General features: G+C 41.4%; 19 protein-coding genes. 2 read left to right on the top strand and 17 right to left on the bottom strand.

The features are described 5' to 3' along the window. Nucleotides 1-17: 17 nt before the first annotated feature. Nucleotides 18-380, bottom strand: coding sequence for a single-stranded DNA-binding protein (gene ssb / locus A6755_RS02330; RefSeq protein ID WP_034315747.1), 363 nt, complete (start codon nt 378-380; stop codon nt 18-20). 358 nt (nt 381-738) lie between these two features. On the opposite strand from ssb, the gene A6755_RS02325 reads away from it, so the two are divergent. Then, complete coding sequence (locus A6755_RS02325) at nt 739-1,173, top strand: YwpF family protein (RefSeq protein ID WP_053536876.1); 435 nt, start codon at nt 739-741, stop codon at nt 1,171-1,173. A 114-nt stretch (nt 1,174-1,287) separates the two neighbouring features. On the opposite strand, the gene A6755_RS02320 is transcribed toward A6755_RS02325, so the two are convergent. From A6755_RS02320 to spoIIQ, 9 genes are all read right to left on the bottom strand, one after another. Next, complete coding sequence (locus A6755_RS02320; protein WP_063589678.1) at nt 1,288-1,578, bottom strand: hypothetical protein; 291 nt, start codon at nt 1,576-1,578, stop codon at nt 1,288-1,290. A gap of 287 nt (nt 1,579-1,865) precedes the next feature. Beyond that, a complete protein-coding gene (gene fabZ, locus A6755_RS02315) occupies nt 1,866-2,294 on the bottom strand; it encodes a 3-hydroxyacyl-ACP dehydratase FabZ (RefSeq protein WP_034315755.1) in 429 nt (142 codons plus the stop codon). Nucleotides 2,295-2,422: 128 nt separating this feature from the next. Then, on the bottom strand, nt 2,423-2,677 hold the full coding sequence (locus A6755_RS02310; protein ID WP_053087418.1) for a DNA-directed RNA polymerase subunit beta: 255 nt from the start codon (nt 2,675-2,677) through the stop codon (nt 2,423-2,425). A 165-nt stretch (nt 2,678-2,842) separates the two neighbouring features. Continuing rightward, a complete protein-coding gene (locus A6755_RS02305; RefSeq protein ID WP_063589677.1) occupies nt 2,843-3,685 on the bottom strand; it encodes a flagellar hook-basal body protein in 843 nt (280 codons plus the stop codon). A 37-nt stretch (nt 3,686-3,722) separates the two neighbouring features. Next, nucleotides 3,723-4,289 carry a flagellar hook-basal body protein gene (locus A6755_RS02300; protein ID WP_343929555.1) on the bottom strand — a complete coding sequence of 189 codons (567 nt, stop codon included), beginning with the start codon at nt 4,287-4,289 and terminating at the stop codon, nt 3,723-3,725. A gap of 50 nt (nt 4,290-4,339) precedes the next feature. Further along, on the bottom strand, nt 4,340-4,561 hold the full coding sequence (locus A6755_RS28065) for a flagellar basal body protein (RefSeq protein WP_343929557.1): 222 nt from the start codon (nt 4,559-4,561) through the stop codon (nt 4,340-4,342). Nucleotides 4,562-4,838: 277 nt separating this feature from the next. Then, nucleotides 4,839-5,840, bottom strand: a complete 1,002-nt coding sequence (mreB, locus tag A6755_RS02295; RefSeq protein WP_034315765.1) for a rod shape-determining protein — start codon at nt 5,838-5,840, stop codon at nt 4,839-4,841. 306 nt (nt 5,841-6,146) lie between these two features. Then, complete coding sequence (gene spoIIID, locus A6755_RS02290; protein WP_034315767.1) at nt 6,147-6,419, bottom strand: sporulation transcriptional regulator SpoIIID; 273 nt, start codon at nt 6,417-6,419, stop codon at nt 6,147-6,149. Between the two features lie 435 nt (nt 6,420-6,854). After that, nucleotides 6,855-7,847: a stage II sporulation protein SpoIIQ gene (gene spoIIQ / locus A6755_RS02285; RefSeq protein WP_063589676.1), complete on the bottom strand. Its 993-nt coding sequence runs from the start codon at nt 7,845-7,847 to the stop codon at nt 6,855-6,857. Nucleotides 7,848-8,000: 153 nt separating this feature from the next. Here spoIIQ and A6755_RS02280 point away from each other — a divergent pair, with 153 nt between their 5' ends. Next, complete coding sequence (locus A6755_RS02280) at nt 8,001-8,426, top strand: VanZ family protein (RefSeq protein WP_063589675.1); 426 nt, start codon at nt 8,001-8,003, stop codon at nt 8,424-8,426. Nucleotides 8,427-8,446: 20 nt separating this feature from the next. Here the strand turns inward: A6755_RS02280 and spoIID are convergent, their stop codons facing one another. The 7 genes from spoIID to nuoL all read right to left on the bottom strand — a co-directional run bounded on the left by spoIID (nt 8,447) and on the right by nuoL (nt 17,240). Next, nucleotides 8,447-9,484, bottom strand: a complete 1,038-nt coding sequence (spoIID, locus tag A6755_RS02275; protein WP_237752192.1) for a stage II sporulation protein D — start codon at nt 9,482-9,484, stop codon at nt 8,447-8,449. Between the two features lie 200 nt (nt 9,485-9,684). Then, nucleotides 9,685-10,986 (bottom strand): UDP-N-acetylglucosamine 1-carboxyvinyltransferase, encoded by a 1,302-nt coding sequence (gene murA / locus A6755_RS02270; RefSeq protein ID WP_034315774.1) that lies wholly within the window; start codon nt 10,984-10,986, stop codon nt 9,685-9,687. Between the two features lie 32 nt (nt 10,987-11,018). Further along, complete coding sequence (locus tag A6755_RS02265; RefSeq protein ID WP_063589674.1) at nt 11,019-11,768, bottom strand: YwmB family TATA-box binding protein; 750 nt, start codon at nt 11,766-11,768, stop codon at nt 11,019-11,021. A 158-nt stretch (nt 11,769-11,926) separates the two neighbouring features. Then, entirely contained in the window at nt 11,927-12,169 is a 243-nt protein-coding gene (locus A6755_RS02260; RefSeq protein ID WP_034315776.1) for a DUF1146 family protein, read from the bottom strand. 149 nt (nt 12,170-12,318) lie between these two features. Beyond that, nucleotides 12,319-13,845, bottom strand: coding sequence for an NADH-quinone oxidoreductase subunit NuoN (gene nuoN / locus A6755_RS02255; RefSeq protein WP_063589673.1), 1,527 nt, complete (start codon nt 13,843-13,845; stop codon nt 12,319-12,321). Nucleotides 13,846-13,848: 3 nt separating this feature from the next. Next, nucleotides 13,849-15,372, bottom strand: a complete 1,524-nt coding sequence (locus A6755_RS02250) for a complex I subunit 4 family protein (protein ID WP_034315781.1) — start codon at nt 15,370-15,372, stop codon at nt 13,849-13,851. Next, entirely contained in the window at nt 15,369-17,240 is a 1,872-nt protein-coding gene (gene nuoL / locus A6755_RS02245; RefSeq protein ID WP_063589672.1) for an NADH-quinone oxidoreductase subunit L, read from the bottom strand. Before nuoL ends, A6755_RS02250 begins: the two co-directional genes overlap by 4 nt. Nucleotides 17,241-17,252 lie beyond the last annotated feature (12 nt).

Below are 17,252 nucleotides of genomic sequence, written 5' to 3'. Positions count from 1 at the left end.
CCAACCTTCACGTAACACTATAAACCAATATGTTCAAAATCCCTGGGCTTTCCATCATTTTGTTTAGTTCCGATGAATTGAACCCTCTCGGAGACCACTTCAGTTACATATACATATTTACCCTCCTGATTTTCGTATCTCCTTGTTTGTATTCTGCCAGTTATGCCGATTATGGCTCCTTTTTTACAATATTGAGCAGTATTTTCAGCCGACTTTTTCCATATGATACACTGTACAAAGTCTGCCTCATAGTTACCGACAGTATTTCGGAAGTTCCGGTTGACTGCTAATGTGATATTGGAAACAGCCTTGCCATCAGGTGTGTATCTTAATTCTGGATCCTTCGTAAGCCTGCCGACGAGGGTAACTTGGTTGATCATTGTTTCACTCCTTCCTCTTTAATTACTTTAATCATACGCTTTCTTCCATCGATTAAAAAATGGAGGAAATGATTTGATTACACCATTTTTCTTCATAAAAAGTCGTTTGGATTGGTGCAAAAACATTTTTTAGTGATTAAAATCAGGTAAAAAACGAATAGTTAACAAAATTAAATATTTTGCAAATTTTTATTCCATCCTTCATAATTTAGACAAATGTTGGGTTTTCATTTCATTAAGAGACTTTTTTTTAGTATGATATAATTACCTTTAAAAGGATTAATCGATATGTACCCTTTAAAAATTTACGTTAAGAGAGGTAATCGCCGCTCTTTCTTGCAAGAAACGGAGGAATTAGATGAAATCATTCAAATTGATCTCGTTGCAAATTGTTACTGAAAATTTAAACTTGATTGATATTGCATTAACAGATGGATTGATCATAAATAAAGAAAACGATGCTAGATCATGGTTACTGGAAGCCTTTGTAGAAGAAAAACATTTCAAAGAGCTTGAACCCTCACTTCCCGATATAGACGGAGAGGTGTATATCCAGGCAGTCATTACCAAAAAGGACAATGAACCGGCTTTGTTTCAAACTGTTTTACGTACAATAAGAAAAGTGGGCAATCATTATAGCCTTTTATTTGTTGGTCACATCCAAAAAACACGGAGCAAATATGCAGAACTCCTTCTTGAAGATTTGGTCCAAAAAGGTCTCGTCGGCGATGAACTTATAAAAGAGTTCAAGAAAAAAATCCGCTCAAAGCCTAAGTTAGCAACCAATAAATAAAAACCCTTCCCTTAATTTCCATCCCCTAATCGAATGCACATAAAAAAGACTGACTTAGACGGATAAGGATATTAATCCTCTTTTGCCTAAGCAGTCTTTCTCATTCTGTGCTAATTACTTATTTTTGTCGTCATTATTATCAGGGTCTTCAATCAAGTCATCGGCATCATTATCGTTATTATCGTCGTTTTCAAGGATGTCATCATCGTTATTGTTGTCGTTATCAAGCATGCCATCATCGTTACCGTTGTTGTTATCATCTGTACCATTGTTATCATCTTCTATGATGTTGTTATCTTCTTCTGGTGCGGGATTGTTGTTGTCATCATTATCCGTTCCACATCCAGCAAGGAACATAATAGATAATAAAGATCCCCCAAGTAGTGCAAAAATTTTCTTCATCATTTTTGGCAACCTCCCTTCTTTCTTTATCATTAGGTATTTTGCCCGAATATGAAAATAACTTGCGTCCTATTTTAAATTTAAAAAGAAAATCTGCTTTTTGGATTAAACATTAAAAATGCCGGACATAAAATGTCCGGCATTCAAAGGGAGAATAGAAAGATCTAAAAACCGCTCTTGCTTTAAAAAAGCAATGCAGTGCTTTTTATATACACCGCTTCACGATTCCTTAAACCACTTTTTGAAATATATAGTTAAAACATTCCATTCCCATCACGGAAAAAGAATTCTTATTTGTCACCAAAAGCAAACATGATATCGGCCTCACATGCTGTTTCCCCATCAACCGTTGCCACTGCTTTCCCTTTACCCATTGACCCTCTCATACGCACTATTTCCACTTCCAGACGCAGCTGATCACCTGGTTTAACTTGCTTTTTAAAGCGGCAATTATCAATCCCAGCGAAAAATGCAAGCCGGCCTTTATATTCTTCTTGTTTCAAGACGGCTACAGCGCCAACCTGCGCTAAGGCCTCTACAATTAAAACTCCAGGCATTACTGGATAATCGGGGAAATGGCCATTAAAGAATTCTTCATTTGCCGAGACATTCTTCAATCCAACCGCTCTTTTCCCTTCATCAATTTCTATGATCCGGTCGACTAATAAGAATGGGTAACGATGCGGAATAATTTCCTTTATTTGTGTGATATCTAGCATACTTGTTCCTCCTATGACTTAAATATTTCAAACATAACGTAAACTCGCCCCTGTCATCTAGACAGAGGCGTAGTTGCCATGAAATATAAATCCGTTAACGACAGCAACTACTTCAAAAAAACATGGAACTACGCGCCCTTGTTCACTATATCAAAAATATGGGTCCATGTGGATTTTTGGAAAACATCCATTGCATGTCCTCCGCCAATCACACTATATCCTAATAGTGCCCCGGATAATACAGCAATGAAAATCAATCCGATTACAATGAGTAAACGAAGCCAAATTGGCAAAAGACGGACCTTGATCCTACGATTCGGTTTCGCCTCAACTTCCTTTATCTCTTCTTCAATTTGTTGTCTCATTACACGATTTTGTTCCATATAGAATGTGAAAGCTCCTTTTAAGAAAACTCGCCGACTGATTTCCCCGATACAGAAATTCAGCAGCTATGCAAAATGGTCGGCACGAATGATTTCTCTTGTTATGAATTCATTATAACCGATTTGCTCTAATTCCGCAGGGAGACATTTTATTTACCAGGTACCTTAACGGATTCCATTGACTAATCCGCTCATTTGATCTGCCATCGTTACCGCCCGGGATTGAAATTGGTAAGACCGCTGAACATTGATTAGATCCGTCATTTCTTTGGAAAGATCGACATTCGAGGACTCCAGAGTACCTTGACGGACCGCTGCCCGGTTGCGGGAATCCCCTGTTAATGCAGTCATGATATCGACTTCCGTAACACCCAAGGCATTGAAGTTTTTGGGCAGGCCAAGTAAATTCCCGCCTAGCCGGTCAAGAAATTGCGGTTTCTTGACCGAGACTATTCCGAGCCCAAAACTCTTCTCGCCATATTCTTCCGTATCCACTATCAATAAGCCATTTTCCGAAATCTTAATGCCTTTAATATTTCCCTCTATGAGGATCGGTTCACCATTTTCATCAAGTACTTTATGTCCAGCAGAGGTAACAAGCATCATTCGATCGTTAGCATTAGGGGATAAATAAAAGGCACCATCCCTTGTTAGCCTTGTATTGACCCCATTATCGTCCTGAACGCTTACGGTGAAGAATTGGTCATCCCGGGTGAATGCTGCATCAAGGTTGCGGTCCGTCGTCTTTAAGGCACCCTGTGAAAGCACCAATTGAGATTTGCTTAACATAGCACCTGTTCCCTGCCGGATGCCAGGTGCGGTCAACCTTCCTTTTTCCTTGGTCTCACCCGGTTGATTATTGAAACTCTGTGTCAATAAGTCAATGAAACTCGTTTGGGTCTTTTTGAAGGCTGTCGTGTCCACATTCGCGATATTATTACTTATTTGATCGATTTTACTTTGAAGTTGGTTCAGCGCATTCGTCGCCGTCATCATCGTCCGGTTCATGGTTTTTCCCCTTTTCCGAATTTCACCTACTGCTCAATTAAAGCCTGCCAACTTCATTGACCGCTTTATCCAAACTTTTATCATAGGCTTGAAGCACCTTCTGACTCGCTTCAAAAGAGCGGTATGCCGACATCATTTCTGTCATCGTTCTCGATTGGTCAACATTGGAGCCTTCAAGAAAGCCCTGCTTAGTAGAAAAACCGTCATCCGCAGCCGCGTATGCGCTAGGTAAATCCCCATCATTCACAGCCTTATATAGACCTTCGCCATCTTTCATGAGCTGTAATGACGGATCATCCGAATAACGGATCCCTAAACGTGCGGTTTGAACATTTCCTTCTAAAATAACACCGTTTTCCGCTACTGTGAATCGATCGCTATCAAGCTGGATCTTTTCATTACTTTCGTTCAATACATAATGACCGGACGGCGTAGTCAGATGACCTTGCCCATCCAGGGTGAAACTGCCGTTACGCGTATAACGGATAGCACCATCGCCATCCTGGACAGTAAAAAACACCGAGCCTTGCCGACCCGTTTCCTCATTGATCGGTAGGTTTACATCAACAAGGGAAATATCCGTATCAAGCTGGGTTTCCTCCAATGTTCCCTGGGTAAATAAAGGATTCGCCTCCTGTACGTAAACACCCGTACTTACCCCCCAACTTGGGAAAAACTGGACATGCTCAATTTGCTCTCCGTGGGAACCGTTTCACCACCCATGCTGCTTATGAGCATTTCCGGAAAAGACCTTACACTCAATTGATCCGCTTTATACCCTGTTGTATTCGCATTGGACATATTGTTTGTGAGTAATTCCGTGCGCCTTTGCTGTGCAAGCATCCCGGAAGCAGCCGTATAAAAACCTCTTAACATCTTCTTCACTCCCCAATCTACATAACTTATCCGTTCAATATCTCATATCTATCTTATCGGTCATGAACATCAGTATCTTAAGGAAAAGGAGAAGCATTAGGCAGAAGAATTTGTCATATCGTAGGCTAGGTCAAATTTAAAGGAATGGTGTTAAATTCTCGACTAAAAGAAGAGGGCCTATTGCTCATCAGTACTGGAACTGCACGCACTTTCACTATGCCTCACGTTTGTCTGAACCTTAGACCCCTATCTTATGATGCGGATTTCCACCCGCTTTTTAGTTGAATTTGTGCCGTGGCAATTTATCCATATTATCAAGCATGATACCGGTTCCGATTGCTACACAATCCATTGGCTGCTCGGCAACGAGTACTGGGACCTTAAGTTCTTCAGCAAGAAGTAAATCAATCCCGTGAAGCAAGGCTCCCCCGCCTGTTAAAATGACGCCGCGGTCGATGATATCAGCAGAAAGTTCTGGCGGCGTCCGCTCAAGTACGCTTTTTGCAGCTTGTACAATGATGGAAACCTGCTCGCGAAGTGCCTCCTCAATTTCTTCAGAATTGACCGAAATGGTTCTAGGCAATCCCGATACCATATCACGCCCACGGATATCGATGACTTCATTACGAGATCCAGGGAAGACGGTTGCAACCTGGATTTTAATGTTCTCCGCTGTACGTTCACCAATCAGGAGCTTATACTTCCGCTTGATATAATTTAATATTTCATTATCGAATTTGTCACCGGCCATTTTAATGGATGAAGATGTAACGATATCCCCCATTGAAAGAACGGCAATATCCGTTGTACCCCCGCCAATGTCTACGACCATATTGCCGCTTGGTTGAAAAATATCCATACCGGCACCGATTGCAGCCACTTTCGGCTCTTCTTCAAGGTATACTTTCTTCCCGCCGCTTTTTTCGGCAGCTTCTTTAATCGCCTTTTGTTCGACACTTGTTATGTTGGTCGGGCAGCAAATTAAAATTCTAGGCTTTGAAAGAAAGCCTTTCACATTCAATGTATTGATAAAATGCTTAAGCATCGATTCTGTTACATCGAAATCTGCAATGACACCGTCTTTTAAAGGACGGATTGCGATGATGTTTCCCGGAGTACGGCCTACCATTTTTCGAGCTTCTTCCCCGACGGCAAGAACACGGTTCGTATTCTTATCAATCGCGACTACCGAAGGCTCATTTAACACAATTCCTTTACCTTTGACATGTATAAGAACATTGGCTGTTCCAAGATCTATCCCAATATCTCTAGCAAACATTTCTTAAATCCTCCTTGAATATCCTCACATATAACCTACTTCTGTCCTAATTGTTTATTTTACCATATTGCATTGACACAAGTAAGTATGAATTATAAATAAACACAAATACAGACTATTATTTCCTATTTTGACAATATGTAAAAAAAATCAATGTCTTATGTACTACCTTACCGTATTTTACCATAAAAAAATCCCGGCATGGAACCGCATCAAGGTTAAGAAAAAGCTGACACTCACTTTCATGTCCCCTTATTCATTCCCCGATAGCCCGATTCACTTCCAATTGCCGGAATGATTCAAGTATCATTTAACGATTTCTTCTTCTCTTTCAGAACGTTTGTATTTTAATTTTGTCGCTTCTCCACCTCTAAGGTGACGAATGGATTTATGATAATCCAATATATCCTTCACTTCGTTAGCCAAATCAGGATTAATTTCTGGCAGCCTCTCAGTTAAGTCTTTATGCACTGTGCTTTTAGAGACCCCGAACTCTTTTGCAATGACGCGGACTGTTTTTCTAGTTTCCACGATATACTTTCCTATCTTGATAGTTCTTTCTTTGATGTAATCGTGCACACCACTCGACCTCCCCAAATTGGATGTGAGAAGTGTGAAATGAGATTCGTATTTTTCGAATCGAATACCGCTGCCCTATAAACAATGAAAGATAGAATTATTCACCTATTAGATAATTTGTAATAAACGATTCCTCACCTCAAACACTCTCTTTGCATGGTTTATAACATCTTATTAGCTTGGTTAAGAATATATGCCTAATGGGACAGGAGGTTTGGATTTATTTCTGATTTTCATCTGTTTATTTTCATTAAACGTAAATTATTTCCCGAGAAATTTGTCAGAAATTCAAAGGTTTCAGCATATTGGCCAATATTTCCCCGAAAGAAAAAAAAGAAGCCGTTCAAAGTGAACGGCCTCCTTTTACCAAATTTTCAGTTGTTGTCATTCGTAACGCTCTAGGTTTTTGTTTTGATTTTATTAAAAATCTTAATCTTAATTAGATTGATTTAACGAATCTTTTAAGGAATCGCTTTCTTCAGTTGTATCTTCACCAGGGACAGAGCCTTCCTCATCAGTGCCACTCTCTAAATCAGTGCTCTCGTCAGTTTCGTCAACTGCAGGCGTTTCTTCTTTATCAGCTTCAGATCCTTCGACTGCAGGTGTTTCTTCTTTATCAGCTTCAGATCCTTCGACTGCAGGTGTTTCTTCTTTGTCAGCTTCAGACCCTTCGACTGCAGGTGTTTCTTTGTCAGCTTCTGATCCTTCGACTGCAGGTGTTTCTTCTTTGTCAGCTTCGGCTTCAGTTGCAGATTGAATCGCGGAAGCTTGTTTATCAACAAAATCAAGTGGGTTTAACGCAATGTTATCTTTTCTGATTTCGAAGTGGACATGTACGCCAGCCTCATCATTGATTTGGCTTTTTCCGGCTGTAGCAATTGCTTGTCCTTGTTTCACTTTGTCACCGACTGCAACCTTAATGTCTTTAACAGATTGATAACGAGTAACAACGCCATCTTCATGCTCTACTTCAACTAAATTTCCAAGTAACGCATCGTCTTGAACTTTCGTTACATTTCCACTTAAGGAAGCTTTTACATCGAAAGACTTTCCATCTTCCATTGCAATGTCTATACCTTTGTTTTGCTCATATCTATTGTTGTAGAAAACCAATGCTTCTTCTTGTGCCTTTTCATCCGCATTCACATCATAAAACTGTTTCTTGATAACCGATTTGTCTGCATCGGCGACAGGCATCTTGATTGTCTCAAGATTGCTATTAACCTCTACAGAAGGCTCACCATAGTTTTTTCCTGTTTCAGCCGATTCCTCTTTGCCATCTTTCGCTGAATCATCAAAACTATTTTGTAATAAGAAGGCCGCGGCTAAGATTATGGCTGCACTTGCGATATAGATTGCTGATAATGCCCAACGTTGTTTTAGTATACGTCGGATTGTGGAAGTTGGTTTCTTTTCTTCCTCTCTCATATTAATCACCTCAGCAATCATTCTGAACATTTTGTTAAAATTATATACATTCAGGAAAAAATTTTTTTTGGATTTATTTTGTGGAAATGAAACCGATTTTATTCGTAGAATGGTAAAATGTTTGGTATCTTACTGTTGAAGGATGTTTAAATCATGAAAAAAGCTTTTAAACTTGTGTTAACGTTATTGCCTTTTCTATATATGATTGCCATTTGGATAATGTCGAGCAACCCCGATGATATGATTCTTGATCTTCCCTCATCGTCATTTGACCGATTTATCAAAGAGGCACTTCATTTGGTCGAATTTGCCCTTTTGTATATATTATTTGTTTCGGCACTTGCTGCACACCAAAAACTGAGACCTGGTTTAAGCCTGTTGGCTGCCCTTGTAGCTTGCCTTTATGGAGTGATTGATGAATACCATCAATCTTTCATCCCATACCGCTCCTCTAGCATAATAGATGTCATTAAAGATATCATTGGGGTAGCTGCAGTTTATTTTCATGTCCAATATCATTATTTCAAGCGTAAACGGGGCTTTTTGACCTTTATAGAAAAATTAAACGAAAAGAAATGAGAGATGGGAATTCCCATCTCTCATTTTTTTGCCGTCATCGTATTCAGCCACTTACTTGAAGACTGAACTTTAACGCCTTTATAATAATATTTCACGATGTCTTCATAGGTTTTCCCTTCCCTGGCCATGCCGTTAGCACCGTATTGGCTCATTCCAACTCCGTGTCCAGATCCTTTTGTCGTGATCACAATCTGGTTGCCTTGACGCTCCCAGTCAAAATCGGAAGATGTCAGCCCGAGCTTCTCACGAATCTGTTTTCCTGTCATTTTCTTTCCTCCGATATCCACTACACCTACGCGATTACCTGATGTTCTTTCAATGACAGTTCCTATGGATGTTCCCGAAGAAAGACTTACACCCAATTTTCTTTCAAAATCTGCAGTATCGACTACTACTTTATTATAAAACTTTGGTGATTCTTCTTTATCCCATGGACTGGATACACTTTTTAAATAGGGGAATTCAGCTTGCCAATAGTCCTCGGAATTCTCCGTATAGCCATTGCTTGTCGAAAAAAAAGTGGCAGTAATCGGTTTTCCTTCATAGGTTAAGATTTGACCCGCCGTTTCTTTTATGGCCTTGTTAATTTTTTGCATTTTCCATTTATAATCAGAGCCCCACTGTTTTTTCAGCTCATCATTATTCTTATAAACTTGGTGCATGACCGTATCGCTTACATCGGCACCATCGGGCAAGCCTAATCGACTTTCGCTTATGAGCTGATTGACAATATAGGTTCTCGCCGTCAACGCTTGTGCTTTCAGCGCTTCTTCTTCAAAATCTGCTGGCATTTCAGCTGCAACCACACCACTCAAGTACGATTCAATCGGCAGTTTTTCAATCCTTTTTGCTGATGTGCGGTAAACGGCAACTTCTACGGAACTCATTTCATTTGCCGCTACCTCTTTGCCCTCACTCTTCCCTTGCTTTTCCAATTGCTCAGTTAACTGCCCACTTGTCTTATCATTTGAAAATGGAAGCACAAGCACTGCCGGAATCATGATAATTACGAATGCTACTGCTATGAATAGTACGACCATCGGTTTGATTGCTTTCAAATTCCTGAGCCTCCCTACACTTGTTCTCTGCCGTATTATCGTATCCAGCAGGTATCTTTACATAACAAATGTATGTCGAAGAACAAGCATTTATGAATAGAAAAACGACAACTATTTAACAGTCGGCCAAGAATCCGGAACATGATAAAAAAAACCATTCACGGTTCGGAGACTCGAACGTGAATGGTTTTATAAGCTACTTATGCGTTTAAATCTGCAATTTTTTTTGTTTCAGCAGGCACATCTTCGTTAATACGTTCCACATCAGCACCTAGAGATGCCAATTTACCATGGAAATTCACGTATCCTCTGTCAAGATGCTTTAATTCTGTAACACGTGTAATGCCATCTGCAACCAATCCAGTCAGGATGAGCGCTGCAGCGGCACGTAAATCTGTTGCAGCTACTTCAGCACCTTGAATGTTAGTTGGACCATTAACGATAACGGAACGGCCTTCTATTTTAATATTGGCATTCATGCGACGGAATTCTTCAACATGCATGAAACGGTTTTCGAAAACGGTCTCCGTAATCATACTTGTTCCTTCAGCACGCAGTAATAATGCCATCATTTGCGATTGCATATCAGTCGGGAAACCAGGATGCGGCATTGTTTTGATGTCAATGGCCTTCAAGGTTTTTGGACCGATAACGCGTAATCCATCTTCTTCTTCAAGAATTTTAACGCCCATTTCCTCCATTTTAGCAATAAGGGAAGTAAGGTGTTCAGGTACAGCTCCTTGAACAAGAACATTGCCGCCAGTAAGAGCGGCCGCTGTCATGAATGTACCAGCTTCGATACGGTCAGGTATAATCGTATGTTCAGTGCCATATAATTTATCGACACCTTCGATTCTCATCGTACCAGTACCGGCACCTCTGACTTTGGCACCCATTTTATTAAGGAGATTCGCAAGATCTACAATTTCAGGCTCTTTGGCCACATTTTCAAGAATCGTAATACCTTCAGCAAGCGTAGCAGCCATCATGATGTTTTCGGTGGCACCAACACTTGGGAAGTCAAGATACACTCTTGCACCCTTAAGTCTGCCTTCTACCTCGGCATCAATGAAACCATTGCCGACCTTCACTTTTGCTCCCATCGCTTCAAAGCCCTTTAAATGCTGGTCGATAGGACGTGATCCGATGGCACAGCCACCAGGAAGAGCAACGCGGGCCCGGCCATTCCTTGCTAGTAATGAGCCCATCACTAAAACGGAAGCTCTCATTTTACGTACATATTCAAATGGTGCTTCTTCTAATAACTCTCTTGATGCATCTACAGTTACTTGATTGTCATGAAAGGCAACATCTGCATTTAAGTTGCGCAATACTTCATTGATTGTATATACATCGGAGAGCGTAGGAACATCTTTAATGATACTTTTCCCATCACTTGCTAATAATGTTGCAGCGATAACTGGCAAAACGGCGTTTTTAGCACCTTCTACTTTAACTGTCCCGCTAAGCCTTTTTCCGCCGCGGACGATGATTTTTTCCAAAAGTATTCCCCTCCGCGTCCATTTTCTCTATATTAATATTCAAACGTTATGATTGGTGTGCCAACTACAAAGTTCGTTCGGTCACCCAATCCTTCTGTCCGTAGCCCAAACTGCAAATTTAATTTTTCTTTTGTCAAAGGTTGTTTAAACAAAGTTGAATGTGCAGATATAGATGTAAAGTTTGTTTCGTGCACACTCTCAATTTCCCTTGCTTGGAACATATCTAACAGGTCTTCAGTTTTAGAGTTTAAAACCGAATCCATATTATCATTGATAGACCCTTTAATACAAGAAAAAATTGAAGGAGTTCCTATAAATAGGTCATTCACCCTGTTTTGGAACGTAGCGGTAAAAAAGGCATTATTGGCTTTCTTCCACTTTTTCCCCTTCACTTCGTAAATAACATAGGTAACTTTATCAAATTTCTCTTCCGTTGTCATTATTTTGATAGACTCGGTCAGACCTGAATCGACATTGTAAGTTAACGCCTCAGCCTTCCAGCCGGAAGCATCATCTTTCCGATGCCATTGAAATTGAGGGTATTTTCGTTTTAAAGCTGTAACTTCGCTTTCAAACTCTTGTTTAATTGTAATCTCTTTATTTATTTCTCTAGTGAGTACAGACCAATCCCCTATGTCTAAATCTTTATCTTCCTGTAACAGTCCCACCATTTTAACTATATCTGGTTTACTTTCTGCCACAATCGTACTATTCCCAATTAAAATCACCATCAAACCGAGAAATACTATGTATGTTAACATTTTTTTATTTAAAAAATACATGTTAAATCCCTCCCCTTTTACACATTCTTTCCATAAGGAGAGAGATCATACTTCGAGTTTTCCGACAATTGGTGACACCTTCCCCTTAAACTTGCAGGAAGCAATAGCGAATACAAGAGTAGAATCATATTTTGCTATAAGAATATTCTTACAGCTTATCAGTCATTACTAAACATATACGGAAGTTGGTTTGCAAATCCCAGGTAGTCGAGGAAGAAATTACTTACAACTGAACCGATGGCAACCGTTAATAAAATATATAATACCCTGGCCTTGATGACCGAATTGGATCTTAACATTTTATCAAAATGTAATGCCTGTAAAGCCCACCAGGTAACTGCGATGAAAAACAAGTGTGCAATTATTCCTGTTAAAGCCTGCTGTCCCATTGCTGAAAACATGTACATACCTCCTAAAAGACACCCGAATTCTATTCTAACACAAAACCCCTTCATATTTGGAATTAAAAAGGAAGAATTGCAAAATATCTTTTTAAAACTGTAAATAGAGGCTTGATCCAATGGAACAAGCCTCTGATACAGGCATTATATCATTTACTCGAAATAAAGTCTGTAAAATCACCAAATTGATCATGAATAAAATCAAAGGCAATATTTGGCGCCACCCCGAAAAGTATGGTGCCTATTACGCATATGATCAATACGATGTGAAGACCCGGACGAATTTTAATGATCTTCTCTGAATGAACCGGTCGGAAAAAGACCTGTACCAATAATCCGAAATAATACACATAGGACACAATGGTACCTGCAATCATGATTCCCGCAAGGACGAAATGTCCAGGCTCCGTTATGAATGTCCCAAGAAAAATATTGAGTTTGCCAATGAAACCTGTCGTCCCGGGAATTCCAGCAAGCGACAGGATGAATACGGTGAATGCCATGGCAAGGTACGGGGATTTCCTCCCCATTCCTGCAAGAATGCTGATATCTTCGGACCCACTTTGACTGGAGAGCAGCTGAATGACTGCAAATACACCGATATTCATTAATACATAAGCCATTAGGTAAAACCAGACAGTATCAAGCAGGAAATATCCCCCGCCCAATGTTGCCACCGCCACAAGCAGGTAACCCGCATGAGCGATGCTTGAATAGGCAAACATTCGTTTTAAGTTTTGCTGCCTTAACGCAACCACATTTCCAATGATGATCGTCAGCCCCGCCAATGAAGCTATATAAATATTATTTTTTTCCAAAAAATCTAGCGCCCCGAACGTATCACCGGAAGCCGTTAGGAACAACGAAAGAAAAAGGCGCAGGATGATGACGAAACCCGCCATTTTCGAAATTACACTCAAGAAGGCTGCGACCGGTGTCGGTGCCCCTTCATAGACATCCGGCGCCCACATATGAAACGGTGCGGCAGCTATCTTGAAGGATACACCGACAAATACCATGAAGAAAGCGAGCCCCATGATGTATTGCAGCTGCCCGTCCGTCATCGCAGCCATCGTCCTGCTCATTTCGCCTAGATTGACGGAACCGGTCACTCCATATAAATAGCTCATCCCGAATAAAGTGATTGCTGTGGAAATGCCTCCGTTTATCACATACTTCATGGACGCTTCGTTGGACTTCCGATCACGCTTGCGCATTCCGACTAATATATAAGATGAAAGTGAAAGAAGTTCCAGTCCAACGAACAGCGTGATCAAATCACCGCTTGAGGACATGACCATCGCTCCAAGCAAAGCGGTAAGGAACAGATAATAAAATTCCCCCCGGTGCTCCCGCAGCCCCTCTCGCGGTTCATATCCTTCAGCCAGAAGGATGATCAGGGCCGCTCCGAATAATAGTAGCAGCTTAAAAGCTTTTGCAAATGAATCTAAACGAAACGTATCGGATAAGATACTGACTGTCTCAAAGGACAGCAGGCTAATCAGTGACAAACATGCCAAAATGATTCCGGTTAGCGCGAGCCATGCCAGTTTTCTCCGATTAAAGTGCTTCGGCCAGAATAAATCCAGTATCGAAAGAATCATGGTCGTTCCAAGAATGATGAATTCCGGCATCATCGCTCCCCAATCATAAGAAAGCATCGTGTTCCAATCCATCCTTCATCGCCCCCCTAGAGCAAGCATCATGGCTTCAATCGTTCCTTGAAGAGGCCCGCCTAACAAATTTGGGTATACCCCAACAGATATTATCAAACCGAGAAGAACCAACGTCGGCAAAAACTCCCAGCCCCTTAGGTCCCATTTCTCTTTTTCTATCAAGCTATCATTTTTCCCGAAAGTCATAAGCATGACCGCCCTCAGTACATAAACAGCGGTTAATACCAGCCCGATCACCCCTATTGCCGCAAGCAACGGCTGACTCTTGAATAAGCCAAGAAATACCATGAATTCACTGATGAAACCGGACATACCAGGCAAACCGAGTGAAGCCATCCCGCAAGCTAACATGAACCCTGAAAAAATCGGCATCGACTTGGCCAGCCCTCCAAGCTTAGGAAGCATCGTGGTTCCTGTACGCTCATACAACGCTCCCACCAAGAAAAACAACAAAGCAGCAATTAGCCCGTGTGAGATGACTTGAAAAATAGCTCCCTGAATGCCCGCTTCATTCAAGGCTCCCAGCCCCATCATGACGATACCCATATGCGAAATTGATGAGTAGGCTAAGACGAGCTTGAAATCCGTTTGTACCAATGCCAGAAAAGCACCATATAAAAAACTGAGGACCCCAAATAGGACTATGGTAAAGGCCAAGCTTTTATATTGTTCAGGAAATATCCCCATTCCAAACCGGATGATTCCGTACGCCCCAATTTTCAATAAGACACCGGCATGTATCATGACTATGGATGGAGGTGCTTCTGCATGGACCCGCACCATCCAGCTATGAAAGGGAAAGACCGGCAGCTTTATCGCAAATGCCACGAGAAATGCAAGACATAAACCATATTTCATCGAACCGGATATGGGTGCAAAAAGCGAAACGCCGCCCATTGTCATCATCTGTGTCAATGCTGCAATGTTGGTCGTACCTGTCCTGGCAAACAAAATCAAAATCGCCACCAATAAAACAGCCGAACCAATGCCATTATAGATCAGAAAACTATAAGAAGCTTTCTCCCTCTCCAGAAAGCCCCATCTGCCAATCAAAAAGAAAGCAGGAATCAAAGTCATTTCGAAAAAGATGAAAAAAAGGATCAAATTTTCTGCCGTGAATACACCGAGCATTCCAATCTCCAGGATCAAAAATAATAAATAATACCCTTTCCATTCTTTTTTTATATAAATGGATGCGATTGCGGCCAGTGATGAAATGATTGTTGTCAGTAATATGAAGATGAGACTTAAGCCATCCAGCCCCAACTCAAAATCAACCGTGAAGAGCTTGGGATCATACATTTCCAAATTTCCAAACCTGATCCAATTCAACTTAATGTCAAATATGGATAGGGCCACACCCGAATAATATTGGCTGCAAAGAAAGAATGATAGGAAAAGGGGAGGCAGTGTTCCGAAAAAACCAAATTGTTTAATCGTCCTTTCCTCTTTTTTCGGCATGAGGGCAACCATCACGATGCCCAGCAGCGGTGAAAACACTAAAAGCGAGAGCAAATAGACATTCATCTTAGATACCCCCCAGTTACTGCAAAAATCACCAACAGTACCGCAAGTCCCAGAAAGGCTATCATGCCATATTGCTGTACCTGTCCCGTTTGCAGTTTAGACCCTACTTTCCCCAATCCTTCTATTGAACTTGTTACAGTGGAAACAAGGCCACCGACAATGAACCTTTCAATATAAGATAGGAATATACTAAAGCCTTTGATTGCATAGCCTGCAGTAAAATGATAAATCTCATCAATGTAATACTTATTTTCCAAAATCCTAAATACCTCGGAGTTTTCTTTGACAAGCCATTCCCGAGATAACTTCTTTTTAACGTATATCATATAAGCAAGGTAAATCCCGGCCAGCGACACAAGCACGGCCATCAACATTATCCAAACGGGCCCCTCACTATGGCTGGCGCCTAGAAGAGCTTCATTTCCCTCCACAAGCCACTCCCCAAGAAAAGTTCCAAACCACGGTGTTTGGATATACCCACCGATTACAGCAAGCAAAGCCAATGCGAGCATGGGAATTAGCATGATGAAAGGTGATTCCTTGACCTGTTCTGCCTGACTGCGTGAATCGCCTGCAAACATCATGAAAAACAGCCGGAACATATAAAACGCAGTTAAAAAGGAGGTAACCACCGCTAGACCAAACAATATATAACTACCATTCTCCCAAGCTGCCATTAGAATTTCATCTTTACTGAAAAAGCCCGAGAGCAACGGAAACCCCGATATCGCCAACGTGCCAGTCAAGAACAGCGGACCGGTCCAATTCAACTTGCGCCATAAGCCGCCCATTTTTTCCATATCCTGTGTATGTATAGCGTGAATAACACTGCCTGCTGCCAAAAACAGCAAAGCTTTAAAAAAGGCATGGGTCATTAAATGAAACACCCCGGCCACATATCCCGAAGTACCCAAAGCAAGCATCATAAAGCCAAGCTGAGAGATGGTCGAATAGGCCAATACACGCTTAACATCCTTTTGCACCATGGCAATGCTTGCGGCAAATATGGCTGTAATCCCACCTGTTATGGCCACTACCTGCATCGCAGCAGAACTAGCCATGAATAACGGAAACATGGCCGCCACCAGGTATACCCCTGCAGCAACCATGGTTGCTGCGTGTATCAATGCGGAAACCGGAGTCGGGCCTTCCATTGCGTCCGGAAGCCATGTATGAAGTGGAAATTGTCCAGACTTCCCAACCGCACCGATAAAAATCAAAATAGCAATTAATGTCAATTTTTCACTTGATATCATGCCCGACTGAACAGCTTGAAAGATCTCTCCATATTCAAAGCTGCCTGTTTCCCAGAATAGAAGAATGATGCCGATTAATAGCCCTACATCCCCAATCCTGGTCATGATGAATGCCTTCTTCGCCGCAGCCTTAGCTTCCAGTTTATAAAAGTAAAAACCAATGAGCAGGAAAGACCCCACCCCGACCAATTCCCAGAAGATATAAAGTTGTAATAAATTGGGTGCCATGACTAGTCCAAGCATGGCAAAGGTGAAGAAGCCCAGATAAGCATAAAAAATGGAGAATCGCACTTCACCCTTCATATACCCCTTCGAATATATCTGGACAAGCAGGCTGACAAGGGAAACGACCACAAGCATCAAGGCATTGAGCTGATTTATTTCGAATCCAGCTGAAAGTTGCGTCCCTCCGAAGGAAAGCCAATCTATCGATATATTATACGTAGGTTCCTTAAATCGCTCGATCAGGACAAGCAACGATAAAACGAACGAAGCCAATGTACATATTATTCCTATAAAAGCGCCTCGATCCCGCAACCGCCCGCCTGATAGAAGCAGAACCAGAAACGTGACGAGTGGAAAGATCGGTATGAGCCATGCGTGCTCCATCATCGTATCAAATCC

The organism is Peribacillus frigoritolerans, assembly GCF_001636405.1.
Taxonomy (GTDB): Bacteria; Bacillota; Bacilli; order Bacillales; family DSM-1321; genus Peribacillus; species Peribacillus frigoritolerans.
This window is presented reverse-complemented; position numbering and strand designations above follow the sequence as displayed.

What these genes read in the sequence shown, in the direction of transcription:
- A6755_RS02250 (WP_034315781.1), bottom strand. Translation starts at nt 15,372, where the DNA reads ATGAATGTCTATTTGCTCTCGCTTTTAGTGTTTTCACCGCTGCTGGGC.
- A6755_RS28065 (WP_343929557.1), bottom strand. Translation starts at nt 4,561, where the DNA reads ATGTTAAGAGGTTTTTATACGGCTGCTTCCGGGATGCTTGCACAGCAA.
- A6755_RS02310 (WP_053087418.1), bottom strand. Translation starts at nt 2,677, where the DNA reads ATGGAACAAAATCGTGTAATGAGACAACAAATTGAAGAAGAGATAAAG.
- A6755_RS02280 (WP_063589675.1), top strand. Translation starts at nt 8,001, where the DNA reads ATGAAAAAAGCTTTTAAACTTGTGTTAACGTTATTGCCTTTTCTATAT.
- A6755_RS02320 (WP_063589678.1), bottom strand. Translation starts at nt 1,578, where the DNA reads ATGATGAAGAAAATTTTTGCACTACTTGGGGGATCTTTATTATCTATT.
- A6755_RS02265 (WP_063589674.1), bottom strand. Translation starts at nt 11,768, where the DNA reads ATGTATTTTTTAAATAAAAAAATGTTAACATACATAGTATTTCTCGGT.
- ssb (WP_034315747.1), bottom strand. Translation starts at nt 380, where the DNA reads ATGATCAACCAAGTTACCCTCGTCGGCAGGCTTACGAAGGATCCAGAA.
- nuoL (WP_063589672.1), bottom strand. Translation starts at nt 17,240, where the DNA reads ATGATGGAGCACGCATGGCTCATACCGATCTTTCCACTCGTCACGTTT.
- A6755_RS02325 (WP_053536876.1), top strand. Translation starts at nt 739, where the DNA reads ATGAAATCATTCAAATTGATCTCGTTGCAAATTGTTACTGAAAATTTA.
- spoIIQ (WP_063589676.1), bottom strand. Translation starts at nt 7,847, where the DNA reads ATGAGAGAGGAAGAAAAGAAACCAACTTCCACAATCCGACGTATACTA.
- A6755_RS02305 (WP_063589677.1), bottom strand. Translation starts at nt 3,685, where the DNA reads ATGAACCGGACGATGATGACGGCGACGAATGCGCTGAACCAACTTCAA.
- A6755_RS02260 (WP_034315776.1), bottom strand. Translation starts at nt 12,169, where the DNA reads ATGTTTTCAGCAATGGGACAGCAGGCTTTAACAGGAATAATTGCACAC.
- mreB (WP_034315765.1), bottom strand. Translation starts at nt 5,840, where the DNA reads ATGTTTGCTAGAGATATTGGGATAGATCTTGGAACAGCCAATGTTCTT.
- fabZ (WP_034315755.1), bottom strand. Translation starts at nt 2,294, where the DNA reads ATGCTAGATATCACACAAATAAAGGAAATTATTCCGCATCGTTACCCA.
- nuoN (WP_063589673.1), bottom strand. Translation starts at nt 13,845, where the DNA reads ATGGATTGGAACACGATGCTTTCTTATGATTGGGGAGCGATGATGCCG.